The sequence below is a fragment of the Hahella sp. KA22 genome (genome assembly GCF_004135205.1).
GTDB lineage: Bacteria > Pseudomonadota > Gammaproteobacteria > Pseudomonadales > Oleiphilaceae > Hahella.
On sequence record NZ_CP035490.1, the window covers coordinates 2,072,059 to 2,088,750 of the forward strand.

The window sequence follows — 16,692 nt, forward strand, 5'->3', positions numbered from 1 at the left end:
AACCGGTTTTAATTTTTTCTCTTATAGGGAATGAGAGACTTTATTTTTCTAGTAATAGCCCGAACAGCCTCAAATACTCCTTTCCTTTGTATAAAGAATAGTAAATACTCATATTTTCTGAAGAGTGCAAAGTAAATGCTTGCCAGCGGTTTTATTTTGCGAGGTAAGAGAGCAATTGCTCCTTCAATCCAGAAACTTTTATAAGCTGTCAGAGTAAAAATAACTTTATCATAAGCACCTCCGTTTGCTCTATGTACATTGTGGATCAGCATTTTTTGCTTCGCCTCTCCAGCTAGACGTGTGTGAAAGGCTGTCCCTAGTATCATTGCATCAGAGTGGCCAGGACTGCTTAGCAAAAAGCTTAGTGCCTTTCTTCCTTGATACTGATGGTTTATTACTAGACCTGTCTTGGCTTGGAGTGCTTCTAAGTCGTCTAGAAAGGCCATAGCTCCGGCATGCATTTCCTCAATATTTTTGTAGTCAATGTTATTGTCGTTATAGAATACTGGAGCTCCCTTACTATCGATACTCTTTACTGAAGGATGAGGTGCGGTGAATAGAAGTTCTGCAACTTCACACCCTTTCTCTACTAACAAACTCTCCATCCTCGGGAATCCTTTGTCGCAGTAGTAGCCTTCAACATTTTCAGTTCTTGGGTTTGGAGATACTCCCAAATAGTAGCCTTGAAAGGTTATATTTTGAGACTTGAATATCGCCTCTAACATTGCTTGGCATGTGCCCTTCCACCCTATATCTATAATTGCAACTTTAGAGTTTCTGCTAATAAATTTTTTATAGTAATTTTCTATATTCGTACCTTCTATTTCAATACTTTTAATATCAATGCTCTTGCCATCTTTAAGAGTTGGAATATTAAGGCTTTCAATAAATGGATGAATCTTTTTTCTCAGCCCAAGTGATCTAGCTACAACGGTTTGATCTTTTTCCTTTCCTAGCAAAGCGATAGACATCATCCTTCTAGAGCAGTAAACATACTTGCTATTGAAGGATAGGCTCTCTTTCTCAATCCAAGCATAGGGGAGAAAGCCATCCCGAGATAAAAAGAGTACAGTGTCTGGGGCCATCTTATGTAACTTTTTTTCAATCCAGGAGGTAAAACCTTTTAGTATAATGCCTAGATAAATATAGCCTATAATGAACCACCCACTTTTTTGGGAGATGTAAATATCTCGGTAGAGAGAAGCTAGGCTTTTTTCCGCTGTTGTTCCATAATTAAATAAGCTTCTTACGTAAGGGTGTTGGCAGGCCCTTTCTGAATAATTTGAAAAGTTATAGTGAATACTATCTATCCTATTTTTTTTTGCTGACTTATAGTCGGAATTAAAGTTGTCGCCAATATGAAGTATCTTTTTGTTAGGAAAATCGCTTAGTATCTCCTTGTATGCATTTCCGGTTGACTTTGTAACGCCAGTCTCACTGGAAACGTAAAGGCGATAAATGTTTGTGTAATCGTTATTATTTAATATTTTTTCAACTATTTTTTGTGGTAGATACATGTCGGATGTGAAGATAACTTTTTTGTTTTTATTTATTAAATAATCGTATGCCTCCTTTATTTCATTATTTGCTTTGCAATATTTGAGTTCAATCTCGATTTCTTTCTCAATATATTCATCGTCTAAAAGCGGGGTGCTATATATATCCCCTAAAGTGATATCTTCATGCGAGGCTCTAGTTTCTCTGGCGTGTTTTTCTGCATCTACCCTGAATTTCTTGAAGTCGGGGTTGTTGTACAAAGACTCTAGAATGGAAAAAATGTCAGTAGGCTCTGTAAGACTCCTAGTTATAGCAGTATCAAAAACATCAAGAGATATAATTTCGTAGCTATCTAGTATATTTCTATATTTATTTAGGAAAGTGGTTGTCATTGTTAGCACCAAAGCTACTATCTGTGAACGTTAACTCCAATTGCACCGACAAGCTTCAAAATGGCTCTGTTTACCTTTTTAAATCCCGGTATATTCTTCAGTGTGAGCAAGAGTCTGATGAAAGGGCTGCTGTAAATTGTTTTAATGCTATCAGCTAAATCTAGCTTTAACTTTTTCAGATGCTTTGAATAGGCCTCCAGCTCGTATTGTAAGAGTGACTGTGAGTCTATTGAAAATGCACTGAGCTGAGAGTGGATCGACTTGTAATCGATAGGGCCATTTTGTTGCTTCTGTAGAGCTTCATGATTATGCTCTCCATTTGCAATATCTTTTATTAACTTAATAAGTTTCTCGGATGCACTACCTTCTTCAAGTTCGTCTTGGATACATAGCCTTTGATAGGCTAATTTTTGTAATGGAGGAAAAAGGAGCTCATGAATTACGCTTTCAATATGATCTTTAGAGCGTATTTGCCAAGCAGAATTAAATAGTAGAGGCTCTATTCTATACTCAATTAAGCAAGTTGGTATATCAGCAAGCATGCCTTCGATAAGACAAGTTGATGGAAATGAAATTAGCGCATTTGAACGAGATAGTGACTCTTTGAATGTCTCGCCTTCAACATATGATGCTATGTCTAATTGACCCGCTAGCGTTTTAGGAATTCGCCATATAGGGATAAAAGACTTGTTGCGATCAAAAAAACTCTTTAAGTCTCTTAGTGCTTGAAGTACGTATAAATTATGTGAAAGATTATGAGAGTATGTGTTTGCTGTGCATATTAGTATGGTTGGTTGGCTTGTTCTCTTTCTGGAAAATTCATAGTTGTCTAGCCTGGGAAGTCCTATAACATTTATTTTATCAGCAAGGCCTAAAGAGGATAAGTATCTTGAGGGATTTCTTCCTATGGTGCACAAGTGATCGGCGACTAATGGCTGCATAAATGTGCCATCATCGAAAATATAGCTATGATTGTTCCAAATGTATGTCCATTCGATTATGCCATCCATTACATAAATAACAGGTATTGACTTTTTTCTAGCCTCGGCGGAGACCAGCCTGTAAAAAGGGATCCACTCTAAACTTAATAATAAAATGTCTGGAGAGTGCTTGTTTAAAAAGTCTTCAGGAATAAATGAGTGTGCTATATCAAAAATAAACTCAAAATCAGGGCAGTGTAGAGTGTTTCCGTATATTCTTGCCGCATCATCTTTTGTATTTAAGCATAGTATTCTGATCATCGTATGTTGTCATCTAATTATCTTTTCTGCATACAGCAATAAAGCATTCTGCTAAATCTTGATTCTTTATTGTTGTGTGTGTTATTCCTGCAGGCTGATTGTGGTTGTATTCTGATTTCGAGCCAGAGTTTTGATTGTAAATTATTTCAATGCGAAAATATTTTTCGATGTCTTCTTTAAAAGAAGAAAAGTTATATGTTCTTAGATGATGTTTTGTTAGTGGCCAATTATTGGGGGTGGAAATGATAAGAGTAGAACTTGGCTTAAGAACTCTATGGAACTCTTTTAGAATATCTACGCTAGGAGGAAGGTGTTCAATGGTTTCAAAGGATACAATGAGATCTAGAGAGGCAGAAGGTAAGCCTGTGTCGTCTGCTGAGGCTACTTTATAACTTGTATTAGCCGGACCATGCTTCTGTTTTGCATATGATATTGCGGAACTATCTATGTCTATGCCGGTAACGCTGTTAGCTTTTCCTTCTAGCGCTAAGATTTCAGAACCGTAGCCTGTTCCGCAAGCTATGTCTGCTACATCTAGGCCATTGCAATAGTTACTAGCAAACTCATATCTCATCAAATGAAAATTTCGTCTCGCTTCGTCAAAAAGTTCGTCTGTAGCATCCATGCGTTCATCTTTATTCTTTAACAGCCACGCACTACTGCTGCTGCCACTTATTCCACACACTATCGTTGTTAGCTGTTCAATCTGTTGTTTCTGTTGCTCTACTTGAGCTAGTAAGTGGTTTTTATCAAATCCCAACAATTTTTTGCGAATTTTTTGTATGATTTTCACATTGGCTCCGAAATAGACAGGAATTGTTTGCTGATACTTTTATGGTTGAGCTGTCCACGCGGCTTTCGCAACAATAACACCTTCGCCCGGTAAAAGTTTTGAACCGTTACCAAAATAGTTGTCGAATAGCACCTCAATTTTTAAGCAGCTATTAGCTCGATCTAAGAACCCAACTAATCTTTGCCCAATTGCTATATCAAGGTAATAAATACCTTCTTTTAAAGGTAAGCTTTCTAACTTGCAATGTATCTTTCCACCATTAGGAAACTCCTCTATACACTTTTCATCAAAATAATTTCTAGAGGTTAGGGCCCTTACTCCATGAGAGTCATTAATTCCTATGGCGGCGTAATTGAGTCTTTTCTCATATGACTTATATGTTATTACTACTTCTAAGCTCTCTCCTGTCGCAACATGTCCTGAACTTCCATATTTCTCAGAAAAGATATCAACTCGTGTGATGATAGGGCTACTACTTGGGGCTTCATAAAAGGATTTGACGCCAACAGTTAGTAATTCCGAGTATCTTGAAAGTACATGCTCGAACCTATCAAAGCTCTCAAGTTTTCCTTGATTTAATAACAAACCTTTATCACAAAGGCTTTGTAATTGGCTGACATTATGGCTAACGAAAAGTAGTGTTCTTCCCCCCGATTGGACTTCATTCATTTTTCCTATGCATTTTTTTTGGAACTGAGCGTCGCCAACGGCTAATACTTCGTCAACAATAAATATGTCCGGCTCTAAGTGGGCTGCCACGGAGAAAGCCAATCTAACGTACATGCCGCTGGAGTAGCGCTTCACCGGTGTGTCGAGAAACTTTTCTACTTCAGAGAAATCTACTATTTCATCAAACTTACGCTTTATATCGCGTTTGGTCATGCCAAGTATGGCGCCATTTAGAAAGATGTTCTCTCTTCCAGTTAACTCTGGGTGAAACCCTGTGCCTACTTCTAGTAGACTCGCAATTCTACCTTTGATTCCTATCCAGCCTGATGAGGGCTCAGTAATGCGGCTCAGAATCTTTAATAAAGTCGACTTTCCAGCTCCATTTCTCCCTAGTATACCAATACGATCACCTTGTTTTATTTCAAAGCTTATATTGTCCAGAGCGGAGAATAGTTCATATTCTTCCTTGTCAGCACCTTTTGACATTGGGTGTCTAATTTTGGTCGAAATTTGCCTGCCTACTGAAGAAAGCTTTTCCGAAAATGTAAGGTATCTAGGAGACATCTGGTGGGTAATCAGATAGGTCTTTGATACTTCTTGTGCCTTGATTGCAATTGACATTTATTACACTATATTATATCTGCAAATTTATTTTCTGTTTTTCTGAAATAAAGATAGCCTGTAAATAATAGGGCGATAGTTACAAATATAGATAAGAAAAATCCAGGCCAATAAAAGCTGACGTTCTCATCTAGAATTGACCAGCGGAACCCATCAATAATCCCCACCAAAGGATTCAGGGAGTATACGTATCTCCATTCGTTTGACATGACGGTTGATGAAAATCCAACTGGTGATATGAATAATCCAAATTGAACAATGAATGGGATAATATATCTTATGTCTCTATATTTTACATTTAAAGCAGACATCCAAATTATTGCGGCGCCAGTGAATGCTGCGGAGATCAGGAAAAATACAGGAAGTGCAATTATTTTGTATGTCGGCGGGTATTGAAGAAATATCATTAGCAGCAGAAGTAAGAAAAATGAAATGATGAAATCTACTGCATTAACAAAGAGGCTGCTAATTGGAATAATGATTCTTGGGAAGTAAATTTTTGAAATCATATTGGCGTTTGATACAAGTGCATTACTTCCATCTTGAAAGCTACTAGAGAAAAAGAACCATGGCAGCATTGCTGAAAATACTAAAATAGAATATGGCGCTTGACCTTGGCTTGGCAAAGCCGCTATTTTTCCAAAAACAATAGTAAACACTAGCATTGTCATCAGTGGTCTTAGAATAGCCCAGAGAGACCCTACTATAGTTTGTTTATACCTGACTTTGAAATCTCGTAGGGCTAGAAAGTAGAATAAATCTCTGTATTCCCATATCTCACTAATAAAGGTGGTTACTTTTTTATTTGGCCGGATTATAAAGTCAAAATTATTGTTCATTTTATGAAGGGCTTACTTTTTCTGGTACATTAGGGATGTCACTTGTTCTGAAATTAACCCCATGGCGAATATCAATACAGAAGTTATATAAAGCAGTGCGCTCATATTTGTGAATCTACCCTGGTCTATGTAGGTGTGAGCATAGTGAATGCTTGCTAAGCTAAAAAATAGTAAAGATGTTGGGAAAAAGACCTTTAGAGGCGAGTAGAGTGTGCCAATTTTAAATATTATTAATAGAAAGCGTACGCCGTCTCGGATAATCCGAATATGACTTTTTCCTAAGCGCTTATTGGCAAGAATTGGTATATATGAGACTGAGTAGCCGGCTCTAAAGAAAGCCATTGTGCAGGTTGTAGGGTATGAAAAACCATTTGGCAATAGATATAGAAATTCACGAAACTTATCCGCTCGTACTGCACGAAAGCCTGAAGTTAAGTCTTCAACTTTATGTCCCACAATTAATGTGGCTAGCCAGTTATAAAGCGCATTTGCCCCGCCTCTCGATATATTAGCTTGCGATTGGAGTCCTTGCCTGGCGCCGATGACCATATCGTGCCCCTCATCTATTTTGGCCAGCAACTGCCTTACGTCTTTTGCATTATGCTGGCCATCACCATCCATAAACACGATTACATCCTGTGTTGCTGCTCGTGCTCCAGTTTTAATTGCTGCGCCGTTGCCTTTGCTATATGGGTGGCTAATGACATTGACATTATTTGAAATACAGACTTCTCTAGTATTGTCTGTTGAGCCATCATCAATAACAATAATTTCAGCTTCAGGGTATAGACTGCGAAGTTCTGGAAGAAAGGTTGAGAGGCCTGCTGATTCATTTTTAGCTGGTATGACTATAGAAAACACTAAATTATACTTCCGCTCGTTGTGAATAAGGCTGAGTCATTTGTCTAGGATACATGATTAGAGAATTTTACTGATTTAACAATTTTATTGTGTAAACAGCAGATTAGCCGCATCTAAGCGAATCAATAATGCGGAGGAGGCCCTTCTTCCCCATCTTCAGGCAACAGCTCTCTCACGCTCTCAAGTTGTTCGCGCAGGTTGTCCAGCTGGCTCTCTAGTTTTTCAATCCGCCTGTCTTGCTGGTAAATCGTATCGTTGAGTGATGTGATCAGGTCGTCCAGGAAAGCAAGCTTGGTTTCCAGGTCGGTGACTCGTTGTTCCATTCGTTAGCCCTTAGCCTCAGTCGAACGTCTGGTAGGAGCGGGCGGCCAAAAAATATAGGCCATAAGTCATAAAGTTGTACCCGCGTACTACGTAATATATGTCTCGATTTGCTATTATAAGGACTTCTTAGATGATTTCGATTCTAAATCATCGAGAGCAGAGCGTTCGGAGAAGCCTTTTTTATTTTGTCGGTCGCTTTTTAGTCTAGCTGGTTTTCTAAAGATTTCCGCCCGGGTCTATATGCTGACCGAACCGGCGCTCTGGTGTTTAGGCTTGGTGGAGGGGGCTTTCGGTATCATCCATGCCGTTTTCGGAATGATATGAAACACACTCGTAAGTCTCTCCATCACAGCCATTGGGGTGTTTTTTGTTCCAAAATAATTATTTGTAGAGTTAATAAATGAAAGATAATAATTCAGTAAAAATGATGATTGCAGTGATTGCCGGTCTTATTCTTCCTATCGTGCTTGGCGTTGCGCTGAGTCTTTTCGGTATGCAGCCCACTTTTTCCTTCATGGCGGACGGCAGTGGATTAACGAGCCTCTTAACTTCTGGCGCAGGCATTGGCGTTTATTTGATCACCGCTGTGCTATTCATTCTGGCTGGCTTTTTGCCAGCGATATTGTCTGGAAGCTCGGAAGAGGCTTATGAGGAAGATAACGCCAATGACGAGCGCGAGTCGGGTATTGTTAAGTGGTTTAACCCGAATAAGGGATTTGGCTTTATCACGCGCGAAGGTGGCGATGACATATTTGTTCACTTCCGCTCTATTCGAGGCAGAGGTCATCGTTCTTTGCGTCAGGGACAGAAAGTGAGGTTCCGGACAGTGGAAGGGGACAAAGGTCTTCAGGCGGAGGATGTTTCTCCCGTTCGCTGATCGCTACTTTACTGGTAGATGTTAAAAGGGCGGTTTAACCGCCCTTTAATCTTTCCAGTTACACTGTTTCTCGCCGTGCTGATTGATTTTCCACCATAGATCCGGCGCATCTTCTTCCTCTTCTTCGATCCAGCCGCTTGCAGAGCAGCGCACCTCTTTATTGAGGGCCGAGAATGCGCTGCGAGCACAGTCCAGATCCGTTTCCCAAGGGGTGGCGGAGGAGTCGAACCAAACGCTTGTGAAGCGTTTACCGGAAGCTTTTTCAACAACGATGACAGGAATGTCGGCGCCGTTATAGTTGGTGTGGATCTTGTGTGTGTTTCCCTCCACCAGGGGGGCTCCTTCAATCGTCAGATGTTTCTTCAGCCATTCGCATATATCTGGGAGATTTGTATCCAGAATATAGATTTCGATATCGGGATAGCGGGGGGGATTTTGCATATATCAGGACTCTTTCCGGTTGCCACTGTCATTGGAGAAATTAGATAAACGTATAATAAGTAAGCGAATATAGCCATACGCCGCCATTACTAGGCCTAAAATAAGCAGCGCAAGCACGATCAGGTTAAGCAGGTCCTGAGCCAGTGTGGCGGGGTGCGTAGCATCAGAGATCACCAGCGTCGCCATGGCGCATACTGCTGTAATGCCTCCGCACAGAAAGCACTGAAAAGCGCGCGCCTGGTCGTAATCCCGTTTTCGCAATCGCTGCATCAGTCGCTTCATGATGCTGGGATGAGACGAGGTCATAGGCTCAGCTCCGGCCTGCTTGTTACCGAATCTACTTAGACTCGACTACCAGTAATTCTTCCAGAATATGTTCATAAATACTGCTGAGTTGGTCAATTTCGCTGACCAGAACCTGCTCATTTATGCGGTGTATGGTTGCATTGCAAGGCCCTAACTCCACCACCTGTGCGCCGGTTGGTGCGATAAAGCGTCCATCTGATGTTCCGCCGCTGGTGGAAAGTGTGGTTTCAGAACCGCGAACATGTTTGATCGCTTTCTGGGTGGCTTCGATTAATGGCCCTTTACTTGTCAGGAAGGGTTCGCCATATAAGCGCCATTCTATATCGTAGTCCAGGCCATGCTTTTGAAGAATCGCTTCACTTCTTTGCTTGATGATGTCTGCGTTTAGTTCGGTCGAAAAACGCAGATTAAACATGACATTGAGTTCGCCTGGAATTACATTGGTGGCGCCGGTTCCGCCATTAATATTCGAGATCTGCAGGCTGGTGGCGGGAAAGAAGTCGTTGCCTTCGTCCCACTTTTCATTTGTCAATTCCGCCAGTGCTGGTGCGGCTTTGTGAATCGGATTGTCGGCAAGATGAGGATATGCGACATGCCCTTGAACGCCTTTCACTATCAGTGTGGCGCCAATGGAGCCGCGACGACCGTTCTTGATGACGTCGCCCACAGTGTGTGTGCTGGAAGGTTCGCCGACGATACACCAATCAATGACTTCGCCCTTGTCGACCAAGTACTCCACAACCTTTACCGTGCCGTTTACTGCATGGCCTTCTTCGTCGCTGGTGATCAGCCAGCCTATGGAGCCTCGATGGTTGGGGTGTTTTTCAACGAAGCGCTCGCAGGCGGTCATAAAGGCCGCCAGACTTCCCTTCATATCTGCGGCCCCTCTACCGTGTAGCACGCCATCTTTCACCTCTGCGGCGAAGGGGGGATGCTCCCACTTTTCTTCCGGTCCTGTAGGGACGACATCGGTGTGGCCGGCGAAAACAACCAGTGGGGCTTGAGAGCCGCGTTTGGCCCAAAAGTTTTGCACCTCTCCGAAAGGAAGGTCTGTTATTTCAAATCCGATGGTTTGCAACCTCTGACTTAATAGATCCTGACAGCCTGCGTCATGAGGAGTGACGGAAGGGCGCTTGATAAGGTCCACAGCCAGTTCCAGGGTAGGGGAAAGGGGATCGGTCATGATGCGCTCAACGAGTAATGGGTTGCGATTGAAAATAAGGCGGACGACTGAGAGTCTGTCCGCCTTGCTGCATTTTATATCATTCGAGGGGGGAGGTGGTCTCCAGCCGCCTTGATATCAGTTATTGGCGTGCAACGCTTCGTTCAACTGAATTGCGGTTTTATTAGTGACGACTTCGATTCTGCCCGTCTCAGAGTTGCGGCGGAACAATAAGTCGTTTTGGCCAGTCAGTTCACGGGCTTTGACGATTTTTGCAACTTTACCTTTGTCGTCCATTACCGCCACTTTGGAGCCAGCGGTGATGTACAGGCCGGCCTCAACTTTGCAACGGTCGCCCAGAGGGATGCCAATTCCTGCGTTGGCGCCGATCAGTGAGTTCTTGCCGACGGATATAATGATAGCTCCGCCGCCGGACAGTGTGCCCATGGTGGAGCAGCCGCCGCCAAGATCGGAGCCTTCACCGATCATTACGCCTGCAGAGATGCGGCCTTCGATCATGGATGCGCCTTCGGTGCCAGCGTTAAAGTTGACGAAGCCTTCGTGCATGATGGTGGTGCCTTCACCGACATAGGCGCCGAGCCTGACGCGAGCGGTATCAGCGATACGTACGCCTTTGGGTACTACGTAGTCAGTCATCTGTGGGAATTTGTCTACGGAAAATACGCGCAGGGTTTCGCCATTGGCGCGCGCGCTCAGTTGACGTGATGAAAGTTCCTCAATGTCGATAGCGCCTTGTGATGTCCAGGCCACATTGGGAAGCAGGGCGAAAATACCTTCCAGATTAATCCCATGGGGTTTCACAAAGCGATGGGATATCAATTGCAGCTTTAAATATACTTCGGGTGTGGAAGAGGCTTTGCCGTCTTCTTCAATCATGACGGCTACTGTCGGGCGTTTCGAATCGCGTAACGCCTTGGCGGTTTGCGCTTGTGTGGGCTGGTTCGCTTTGTCGAACGCTGCGGCCAGGGCTTCCAGCTTTTGGGCGTCAAGCTCCAGGGTCTGGTTACCGCCGGCGTAGCCCAGTGAGTCCTTCAACAGCTCTTTTACTTCCGCTGCAGGATTCCACAAGGGAGCGGCGAAATAGGTTTCAAGCCAGTCTCCTTTGCTGTTCTTGGCGCCTACGCCAATGCCAAATGCCAACATGATAGTACCTTCTTTGCTTAGTGTTTAATGTCTTGGAATGTCTGTTGCTCCGGTGTCGGGAGACTGCAACTCGTTCAGGCGTATTTTTCCAGTTGGGATGCTGTGAAGCCTGTAATGATGTCTCCTGATGGCGTCTCGATCACCGGGCGTTTGATAACGGAGCTGTGCTCCGACAGTAATTCTTTTGTCTTGGCTCCTGATTCTATATCGGACTTATCTGAGTCCGAGAGTTTGCGCCAAGTAGTTCCCCTTTTATTGACTAATGTTTCCACGCCGACTGCGTTAAGCCAGGCTTCCAGATTGTCTTGGGGAACGCCAGACTTTTTAAAGTCGTGAAAAGTATATTCAATATGATTGGCTTCCAACCACTTTCGGGCCTTTTTTACGGTGTCGCAGTTGCTGATGCCGTACACTTTCAAACTCATTGGATCATTTCACCTGTTGTTTTACGGTTGTCCCTGCTTTGAGTTGCGCGCTCGCAATGCGCCGTTCACAGTGACTCTATAAATGACTTGATGCGTTGAGCGGCCTCAATGCACTCATCCACTGAGGCGACTAGCGCCATGCGGACGCGTCCTGCTCCTGGGTTGACGTCTTGTTGCTCACGTCCCAGAAAACGCCCGGGTAAAACGGTGAGGTTTTTCTCCGCATAAAGACGTTGTGCAAAGACATCATCAGGAATAGGCGTGTGCGCCCAGAAGTAAAAAGCGGCGTCAGGCATCTCAAGTGGCCAGCACGGAGCAAGTATCTCCTTAAAGCTATGAAATTTGCTCACATACTGGGTGCGATTTTGTCGTACATGTTCTTCATCGCTCCAAAGTGCGATGGAGGCAAGCTGCGTTGGGATGGGCATTGAGCAGCCATGGTAAGTGCGGTAACGAAGAAACTCTCGAAGTATGCTCGCGTCCCCCGCAACGAAACCAGACCTGAGTCCGGGAACGTTTGAGCGCTTTGACAGGCTGTGGAATACAACGCAGCGGCGATAATCGTGTCTGCCCAATTTAGCGCAAGCTTCTAGTAAGCCGATGGGCGCAGTGGACTCATTGAAATAGATCTCCGAATAACACTCGTCCGAAGCAATAATGAAATTGTGTTCGTCAGCCAGCGAAATCAGTTTCTGTAGCGTCTCAATAGGGATGACGCGACCGGTTGGGTTGCCAGGCGAGCAAAGAAACAGGAGCTGGCAGCGTCGCCAAATGGAGTTCGGGACGGAGTCAAAGTCAGGGATGAAGCTATTGCTTGCGTCACAAGGCAGAAAATAGGGCTCCGCCCCCGCCAGATAAGCGGCGCCTTCATATATCTGGTAAAACGGATTTGGGCTGACGACGAGGGCGTTCTGGGTAGGATCGATAACCGCTTGTGCGAAAGCGAAGAGGGCCTCGCGAGTCCCATTGACTGGTAAGACCTGTGACTCCGGGTCTATTCCTCCGGTCAGGTTAAAGCGCTTCTCCAGCCATCCTGCGATGGCTTTGCGGAGTTCGGGTTCTCCCTTGGTTGTGGGGTAGCGTGAGAGAGCGCTCATATTATTCCGCAGTACTTCCAGGGCGAACTCTGGTGGCGCGTGTTTGGGTTCGCCTATAGAAAGCGCTATATGGGGCAGGTGAGCAGGTGGATGGGCGGACTGCTTCAGCTGCGCCAGTTTTTCAAAAGGGTACGGCTGTAGACGAGATAGGTTTGGGTTCATATCTTTGTCGTTACTCCAGAGCCTGCCGTCAAATTGGACGGACGACTATAGTTCTTTGCTGTTCTGTTGGTCCAATTGCCCGCAAATATCGTCGCGCAATGTTCGGCATAGCTCGGGGTCGCTCAAGGGGGCCCCATCAATATCTGTCAGAACGAAAACGTCTTCCACTCGCTCGCCAAGCGTTGCGATGCGGGCGGTGACAAGTTCGACCTCGTGTTCCAGCAGAATGCTGCCGATACGGGCGAGCAGGCCTGGACGGTCTGGAGTGATGATCTCCATAACTGTGCGTTGGTTGACGGTGTCATTACTGAAAGTGACTTCAGTTGGAAAATAAAAGTGCTTCAGCTGCCGGGGGGTGCGCCGCTTAATGACATTAGGGTAGTGTTCAGGGTTGCTTAATTCTCTCTCCAGGCGCTGGGAGATCTGCTTCTTACTGACAGAGCCGCTTGTATCCGCGTCGGCGCTACTGACTACAAACGAGCCAAGGCTGAATCTGTCTGTGGCGCAGTTAATGCGGGCCTCGGCAATGTTCAGGCGTAGTTGCTCCAACGTGGCTGTGGTGGCGGCGAATAAGTCGTCGCGAGCCCGCTGGTACACCATGATTTGCATGAAGCCTTCTGCTTCACCGCCCTTGGCGTCGCGAATTAATACCAGCGGCTCGGTGGAGTCGCCATGCCGGATGATAGCGGCGGTCTGCCACGCTATCTCGCCGGTGGAGTCCTGCAAAAAGTACTCTTCTTCCAGAGCGTCCCAGATCGCGTCGATATTATCGTCGCCAAAATCCTGCGAATGTAGTATTTCGCGCGCTTCGGTCTGAGTGTCCGCCACCCACTGACTGCGATCGGGTGGCGTATCCAGGCCGCGTCGGATTGCACGTTTGGTTTCGCTGTAGAGCTGTCGCAAAAGAGCTGCGCGCCATGTGTTCCATAATTTGGGGTTGGTGGCGCTGATATCGCAAACAGTCAGTGTATAGAGGTAGTCCAGGTGTATTTGCGAGTCGATCTTGCTGGCGAACTCATGAATCACTTCAGGGTCTGAGGGGTCCTTGCGTTGCGCTGTCATCGACATCAACAAATGGTTGCGCACCAGCCAGGCCACCAAACTGGTGTCCCGCTGGCTGAGATGATGCCTTTTACAGAAGGCTTCAACATCTTCTGCGCCCAGTTCCGAATGATCGCCGCCGCGTCCTTTGGCTATGTCATGGTATATGCCGGCAATGTATAGAAGCTCGAGCTTGGGCAGTCGATACACCAGTCGGGTCGCCAATGGGTAATCTTTGACGCTTTCGGGGTTGCGCAGGCGGATCATGTTGCGAATAACATGAATGGTGTGCGCATCCACGGTGTAAATATGGAATAAGTCGTGCTGCATTTTGCCGACAACACGACCAAATTCAGGAAGATACTTGCCTAGCACACCATAGCGTTTCATGGACGAGAGTGTGCGATGCAGGGCGTGAGGCGTTTTTAAAATCTCCATAAATAGAGATGTGTTGGCTAGGTCGCTGCGAAATTTGTCGTCGATCAGATGTCGATGTGCTCTGATTGCCCGGATGGTGTTGGCTCGAATACCTCTGACCTGAGGGCTTTGCGCCATCAGCAGAAAAACTTCGACTAAGGCGAAAGGCTGGTAGGCGAAGGTCTGGTTGTTAATGGCTTCGATATAGTCATTGCGGATATGGAAGCGCCGGTTAAGCGGTACGATGACTTCCTCGTCATCTGCATGCAGGATAATTTCGTCGAAGTATTGCAGCACCACATCGTTAAGCTCGCCTAGCGCCATGGCGTAGCGGTAGTACTCCTGCATCATTTGTTCGACGCCGAGCTCATCGTCACGGTCGATATATCCCAATAGATTGGCCAGTGAGCGCTGATGGTCGAAAAGCAGCCTGTTTTCGTTGCGCCCCGCCAGCATTTGCAAGCCGTATCTTAAGCGCCAAAGATAGGCTTCGCCCTCGCGCAAGGTGCTGTACTCATCGGCGGTCAGGAAGTCGTAAGCCGTTTCGCTGTCGCTACTTTCATTACAGAAATGGCGTTTGGTGATCCATCCGATGGTTTGAATATCGCGCAGTGTGCCTGGGGATGTCTTGATATTGGGTTCAAGATTGTATTCGGTATCGCCGTACTTTTGATGTCTTTCGAGCTGTTCGTCGCGCTTGGCGCTAAAAAAGCGCTGATCGGTCCAGGATTCATCTGAATAAGCGCGACGACTGAGCCGGCTCCGAAGTTCTGGCTCCCCGGCAAGGGTGCGGGTTTCCAGTAAGTTGGTGGCGATGGTGATATCTGTCGCCGCTTTGGCTATCGACTCCGTTACCGTGCGGACGCTATGGCCAATATCGAGGTTGAGGTCCCACAGCAGGGTAATGAGCCCTTCAATCGCTGGACCGAATTCGCTGATATCGGCGTCATCATCAAGCAGAATCAATAAATCAATGTCTGAGTGGGGGAGGAGCTCATTGCGTCCGTACCCACCTACCGCAAGAAGGCATATTTTATCTGGATCAGACCAGTCTGCGCCTAGCCACAAGGCTTTGAGCACCTGATCGATATAAGCTGCCCGACCAGAAACCAGTTCTCTGATGGGCGCGCCGGACTTGAACTGTTCGTGCAGTCGCTCAGTGGCGCTCTGTAGTGATTGCTTCAGGAAGCCCAAAGTGGGCTTTCCTTCTCTCAGAAGCGTGGCGTAGGCGTCGGCGTCAAAAATGAGACGCGGATCCAGCCTGATTGGCGGCGCTTCTGTTAATACCTGGTCGCTTTGTTCAGTCATAAATCGGATTTATTGACTAGAAAGACTCTTCGCTACGCTTGGTAAGAACTTCGTATCCGTCTGCGGTCACCAGGATGGTGTGCTCCCACTGAGCTGAAAGCTTATGGTCCTTGGTGACGACTGTCCAGCCGTCGGGAAGCAGTTTGCAGTGGCGCTTGCCCTGGTTGATCATCGGTTCAATGGTAAAAGTCATGCCTTCTTTGATCACCGTGCCTGTTCCCGGCGTGCCGTAATGCATTACCTGCGGTTCTTCGTGGAATACCGCGCCGATACCGTGACCGCAATACTCCCTCACAACAGAATAATGCTGGCTTTCCGCATATTGCTGGATGACATGGCCAATGTCGCCAAGGCGAACACCAGGCTTGACCAGTTCAATGCCTTTATAAAGGCATTCTTGAGTGACGCGCACCAGCCTTTCAGCAGCAATGGTGGGTTTGCCGACAAAAAACATTTTGCTGGTGTCGCCATGATAGCCATCTTTTATTACCGTGATGTCTATATTAACGGTGTCGCCGTTTTTCAGTACTTTTTTGTCGCTGGGGATGCCGTGACAAATCACATGGTTGACTGAGGTGCAGATGGATTTGGGGAACCCCTTGTAGTTCAGCGGAGCAGGTATGGCCTGTTGGACTTCGGTGATATATTTATGGCAAATCTCGTCCAACTCGCCGGTAGTGACTCCTGGTTTCACATGCTCTTCAATCATTTCAAGCACTTCAGCCGCAAGACGGCCGGCGATGCGCATTTTTTCGATTTCTTCAGGGGTTTTGATGGTAACTTTCATGCTCGCTTCTGAGGGTTCCAACTGCCTGCAAGGGCAAAGTGTGATTCTGTTGATATTAGACGCTGCCGTATTGTAACCGGTTCGTAGAGTGAATAAAAATCCGAGTTCTTTGCTAGGCTATCGTTTTTCTGCGTGCCTGGGCCGCTGCAGGCTCTGTGCTGGAGGGGTGGAGGGTGATTTTGGTCTTTAAAAAAACGGGGGTTTGTGGTATAAAGCGCGCCGGATTGAAATGCATCCTGAAAATCAGGAGCGTTGAAGCCATAAAAAC

Annotated in this window: 16 protein-coding genes; 1 reads left to right on the forward strand and 15 read right to left on the reverse strand. The window is 45.8% G+C overall.

The genetic code is table 11. The features are described 5' to 3' along the window. Positions 1-8: 8 nt before the first annotated feature. The 7 genes from EUZ85_RS09270 to EUZ85_RS09300 all read right to left on the reverse strand — a co-directional run bounded on the left by EUZ85_RS09270 (position 9) and on the right by EUZ85_RS09300 (position 7,236). Positions 9-1,889, reverse strand: a complete 1,881-nt coding sequence (locus EUZ85_RS09270) for an HAD-IA family hydrolase (RefSeq protein ID WP_127969029.1) — start codon at positions 1,887-1,889, stop codon at positions 9-11. 17 nt (positions 1,890-1,906) lie between these two features. Next, on the reverse strand, positions 1,907-3,130 hold the full coding sequence (locus tag EUZ85_RS09275) for a hypothetical protein (protein WP_127969030.1): 1,224 nt from the start codon (positions 3,128-3,130) through the stop codon (positions 1,907-1,909). 13 nt (positions 3,131-3,143) lie between these two features. After that, the gene (locus tag EUZ85_RS09280) at positions 3,144-3,923 is read right to left on the reverse strand and encodes a bifunctional 2-polyprenyl-6-hydroxyphenol methylase/3-demethylubiquinol 3-O-methyltransferase UbiG (RefSeq protein WP_127969031.1); all 780 of its coding nucleotides are present in this window, start codon (positions 3,921-3,923) and stop codon (positions 3,144-3,146) included. A gap of 39 nt (positions 3,924-3,962) precedes the next feature. Continuing rightward, the gene (locus EUZ85_RS09285; protein ID WP_127969032.1) at positions 3,963-5,213 is read right to left on the reverse strand and encodes an ABC transporter ATP-binding protein; all 1,251 of its coding nucleotides are present in this window, start codon (positions 5,211-5,213) and stop codon (positions 3,963-3,965) included. A gap of 8 nt (positions 5,214-5,221) precedes the next feature. Next, positions 5,222-6,052: an ABC transporter permease gene (locus EUZ85_RS09290; RefSeq protein ID WP_127969033.1), complete on the reverse strand. Its 831-nt coding sequence runs from the start codon at positions 6,050-6,052 to the stop codon at positions 5,222-5,224. Between the two features lie 12 nt (positions 6,053-6,064). Beyond that, complete coding sequence (locus EUZ85_RS09295) at positions 6,065-6,913, reverse strand: glycosyltransferase family 2 protein (protein ID WP_127969034.1); 849 nt, start codon at positions 6,911-6,913, stop codon at positions 6,065-6,067. A 122-nt stretch (positions 6,914-7,035) separates the two neighbouring features. Next, positions 7,036-7,236, reverse strand: a complete 201-nt coding sequence (locus EUZ85_RS09300) for a SlyX family protein (protein ID WP_127969035.1) — start codon at positions 7,234-7,236, stop codon at positions 7,036-7,038. Positions 7,237-7,637: 401 nt separating this feature from the next. On the opposite strand from EUZ85_RS09300, the gene EUZ85_RS31900 reads away from it, so the two are divergent. Beyond that, on the forward strand, positions 7,638-8,114 hold the full coding sequence (locus EUZ85_RS31900) for a cold-shock protein (protein ID WP_305000040.1): 477 nt from the start codon (positions 7,638-7,640) through the stop codon (positions 8,112-8,114). A gap of 45 nt (positions 8,115-8,159) precedes the next feature. Here the strand turns inward: EUZ85_RS31900 and EUZ85_RS09310 are convergent, their stop codons facing one another. The 8 genes from EUZ85_RS09310 to map form a co-directional block, all read right to left on the reverse strand. Then, complete coding sequence (locus EUZ85_RS09310) at positions 8,160-8,555, reverse strand: hypothetical protein (protein WP_127969036.1); 396 nt, start codon at positions 8,553-8,555, stop codon at positions 8,160-8,162. 3 nt (positions 8,556-8,558) lie between these two features. After that, positions 8,559-8,861 (reverse strand): hypothetical protein, encoded by a 303-nt coding sequence (locus EUZ85_RS09315; protein WP_127969037.1) that lies wholly within the window; start codon positions 8,859-8,861, stop codon positions 8,559-8,561. 31 nt (positions 8,862-8,892) lie between these two features. After that, the gene (gene dapE / locus EUZ85_RS09320; protein WP_127969038.1) at positions 8,893-10,044 is read right to left on the reverse strand and encodes a succinyl-diaminopimelate desuccinylase; all 1,152 of its coding nucleotides are present in this window, start codon (positions 10,042-10,044) and stop codon (positions 8,893-8,895) included. A 117-nt stretch (positions 10,045-10,161) separates the two neighbouring features. Further along, positions 10,162-11,187 carry a 2,3,4,5-tetrahydropyridine-2,6-dicarboxylate N-succinyltransferase gene (gene dapD, locus EUZ85_RS09325; protein WP_206618033.1) on the reverse strand — a complete coding sequence of 342 codons (1,026 nt, stop codon included), beginning with the start codon at positions 11,185-11,187 and terminating at the stop codon, positions 10,162-10,164. Positions 11,188-11,261: 74 nt separating this feature from the next. Further along, positions 11,262-11,612 (reverse strand): ArsC family reductase, encoded by a 351-nt coding sequence (locus EUZ85_RS09330; protein WP_164887211.1) that lies wholly within the window; start codon positions 11,610-11,612, stop codon positions 11,262-11,264. A 65-nt stretch (positions 11,613-11,677) separates the two neighbouring features. Continuing rightward, the gene (gene dapC / locus EUZ85_RS09335) at positions 11,678-12,871 is read right to left on the reverse strand and encodes a succinyldiaminopimelate transaminase (protein ID WP_127969040.1); all 1,194 of its coding nucleotides are present in this window, start codon (positions 12,869-12,871) and stop codon (positions 11,678-11,680) included. A gap of 45 nt (positions 12,872-12,916) precedes the next feature. Further along, entirely contained in the window at positions 12,917-15,637 is a 2,721-nt protein-coding gene (locus EUZ85_RS09340; protein WP_127969041.1) for a [protein-PII] uridylyltransferase, read from the reverse strand. Positions 15,638-15,653: 16 nt separating this feature from the next. Next, the gene (map, locus tag EUZ85_RS09345; protein WP_127969042.1) at positions 15,654-16,424 is read right to left on the reverse strand and encodes a type I methionyl aminopeptidase; all 771 of its coding nucleotides are present in this window, start codon (positions 16,422-16,424) and stop codon (positions 15,654-15,656) included. Between the last annotated feature and the right edge of the window lie 268 nt (positions 16,425-16,692).

Coding starts and splice junctions, on each gene's coding strand:
- EUZ85_RS09270 (WP_127969029.1), bottom strand. CDS start 1,889: ATGACAACCACTTTCCTAAATAAATATAGAAATATACTAGATAGCTAC.
- EUZ85_RS09275 (WP_127969030.1), bottom strand. CDS start 3,130: ATGATCAGAATACTATGCTTAAATACAAAAGATGATGCGGCAAGAATA.
- EUZ85_RS09285 (WP_127969032.1), bottom strand. CDS start 5,213: ATGTCAATTGCAATCAAGGCACAAGAAGTATCAAAGACCTATCTGATT.
- EUZ85_RS09290 (WP_127969033.1), bottom strand. CDS start 6,052: ATGAACAATAATTTTGACTTTATAATCCGGCCAAATAAAAAAGTAACC.
- EUZ85_RS09300 (WP_127969035.1), bottom strand. CDS start 7,236: ATGGAACAACGAGTCACCGACCTGGAAACCAAGCTTGCTTTCCTGGAC.
- EUZ85_RS31900 (WP_305000040.1), top strand. CDS start 7,638: ATGAAAGATAATAATTCAGTAAAAATGATGATTGCAGTGATTGCCGGT.
- EUZ85_RS09310 (WP_127969036.1), bottom strand. CDS start 8,555: ATGCAAAATCCCCCCCGCTATCCCGATATCGAAATCTATATTCTGGAT.
- EUZ85_RS09315 (WP_127969037.1), bottom strand. CDS start 8,861: ATGACCTCGTCTCATCCCAGCATCATGAAGCGACTGATGCAGCGATTG.
- dapE (WP_127969038.1), bottom strand. CDS start 10,044: ATGACCGATCCCCTTTCCCCTACCCTGGAACTGGCTGTGGACCTTATC.
- dapD (WP_206618033.1), bottom strand. CDS start 11,187: ATGTTGGCATTTGGCATTGGCGTAGGCGCCAAGAACAGCAAAGGAGAC.
- EUZ85_RS09330 (WP_164887211.1), bottom strand. CDS start 11,612: ATGAGTTTGAAAGTGTACGGCATCAGCAACTGCGACACCGTAAAAAAG.
- dapC (WP_127969040.1), bottom strand. CDS start 12,871: ATGAACCCAAACCTATCTCGTCTACAGCCGTACCCTTTTGAAAAACTG.
- EUZ85_RS09340 (WP_127969041.1), bottom strand. CDS start 15,637: ATGACTGAACAAAGCGACCAGGTATTAACAGAAGCGCCGCCAATCAGG.
- map (WP_127969042.1), bottom strand. CDS start 16,424: ATGAAAGTTACCATCAAAACCCCTGAAGAAATCGAAAAAATGCGCATC.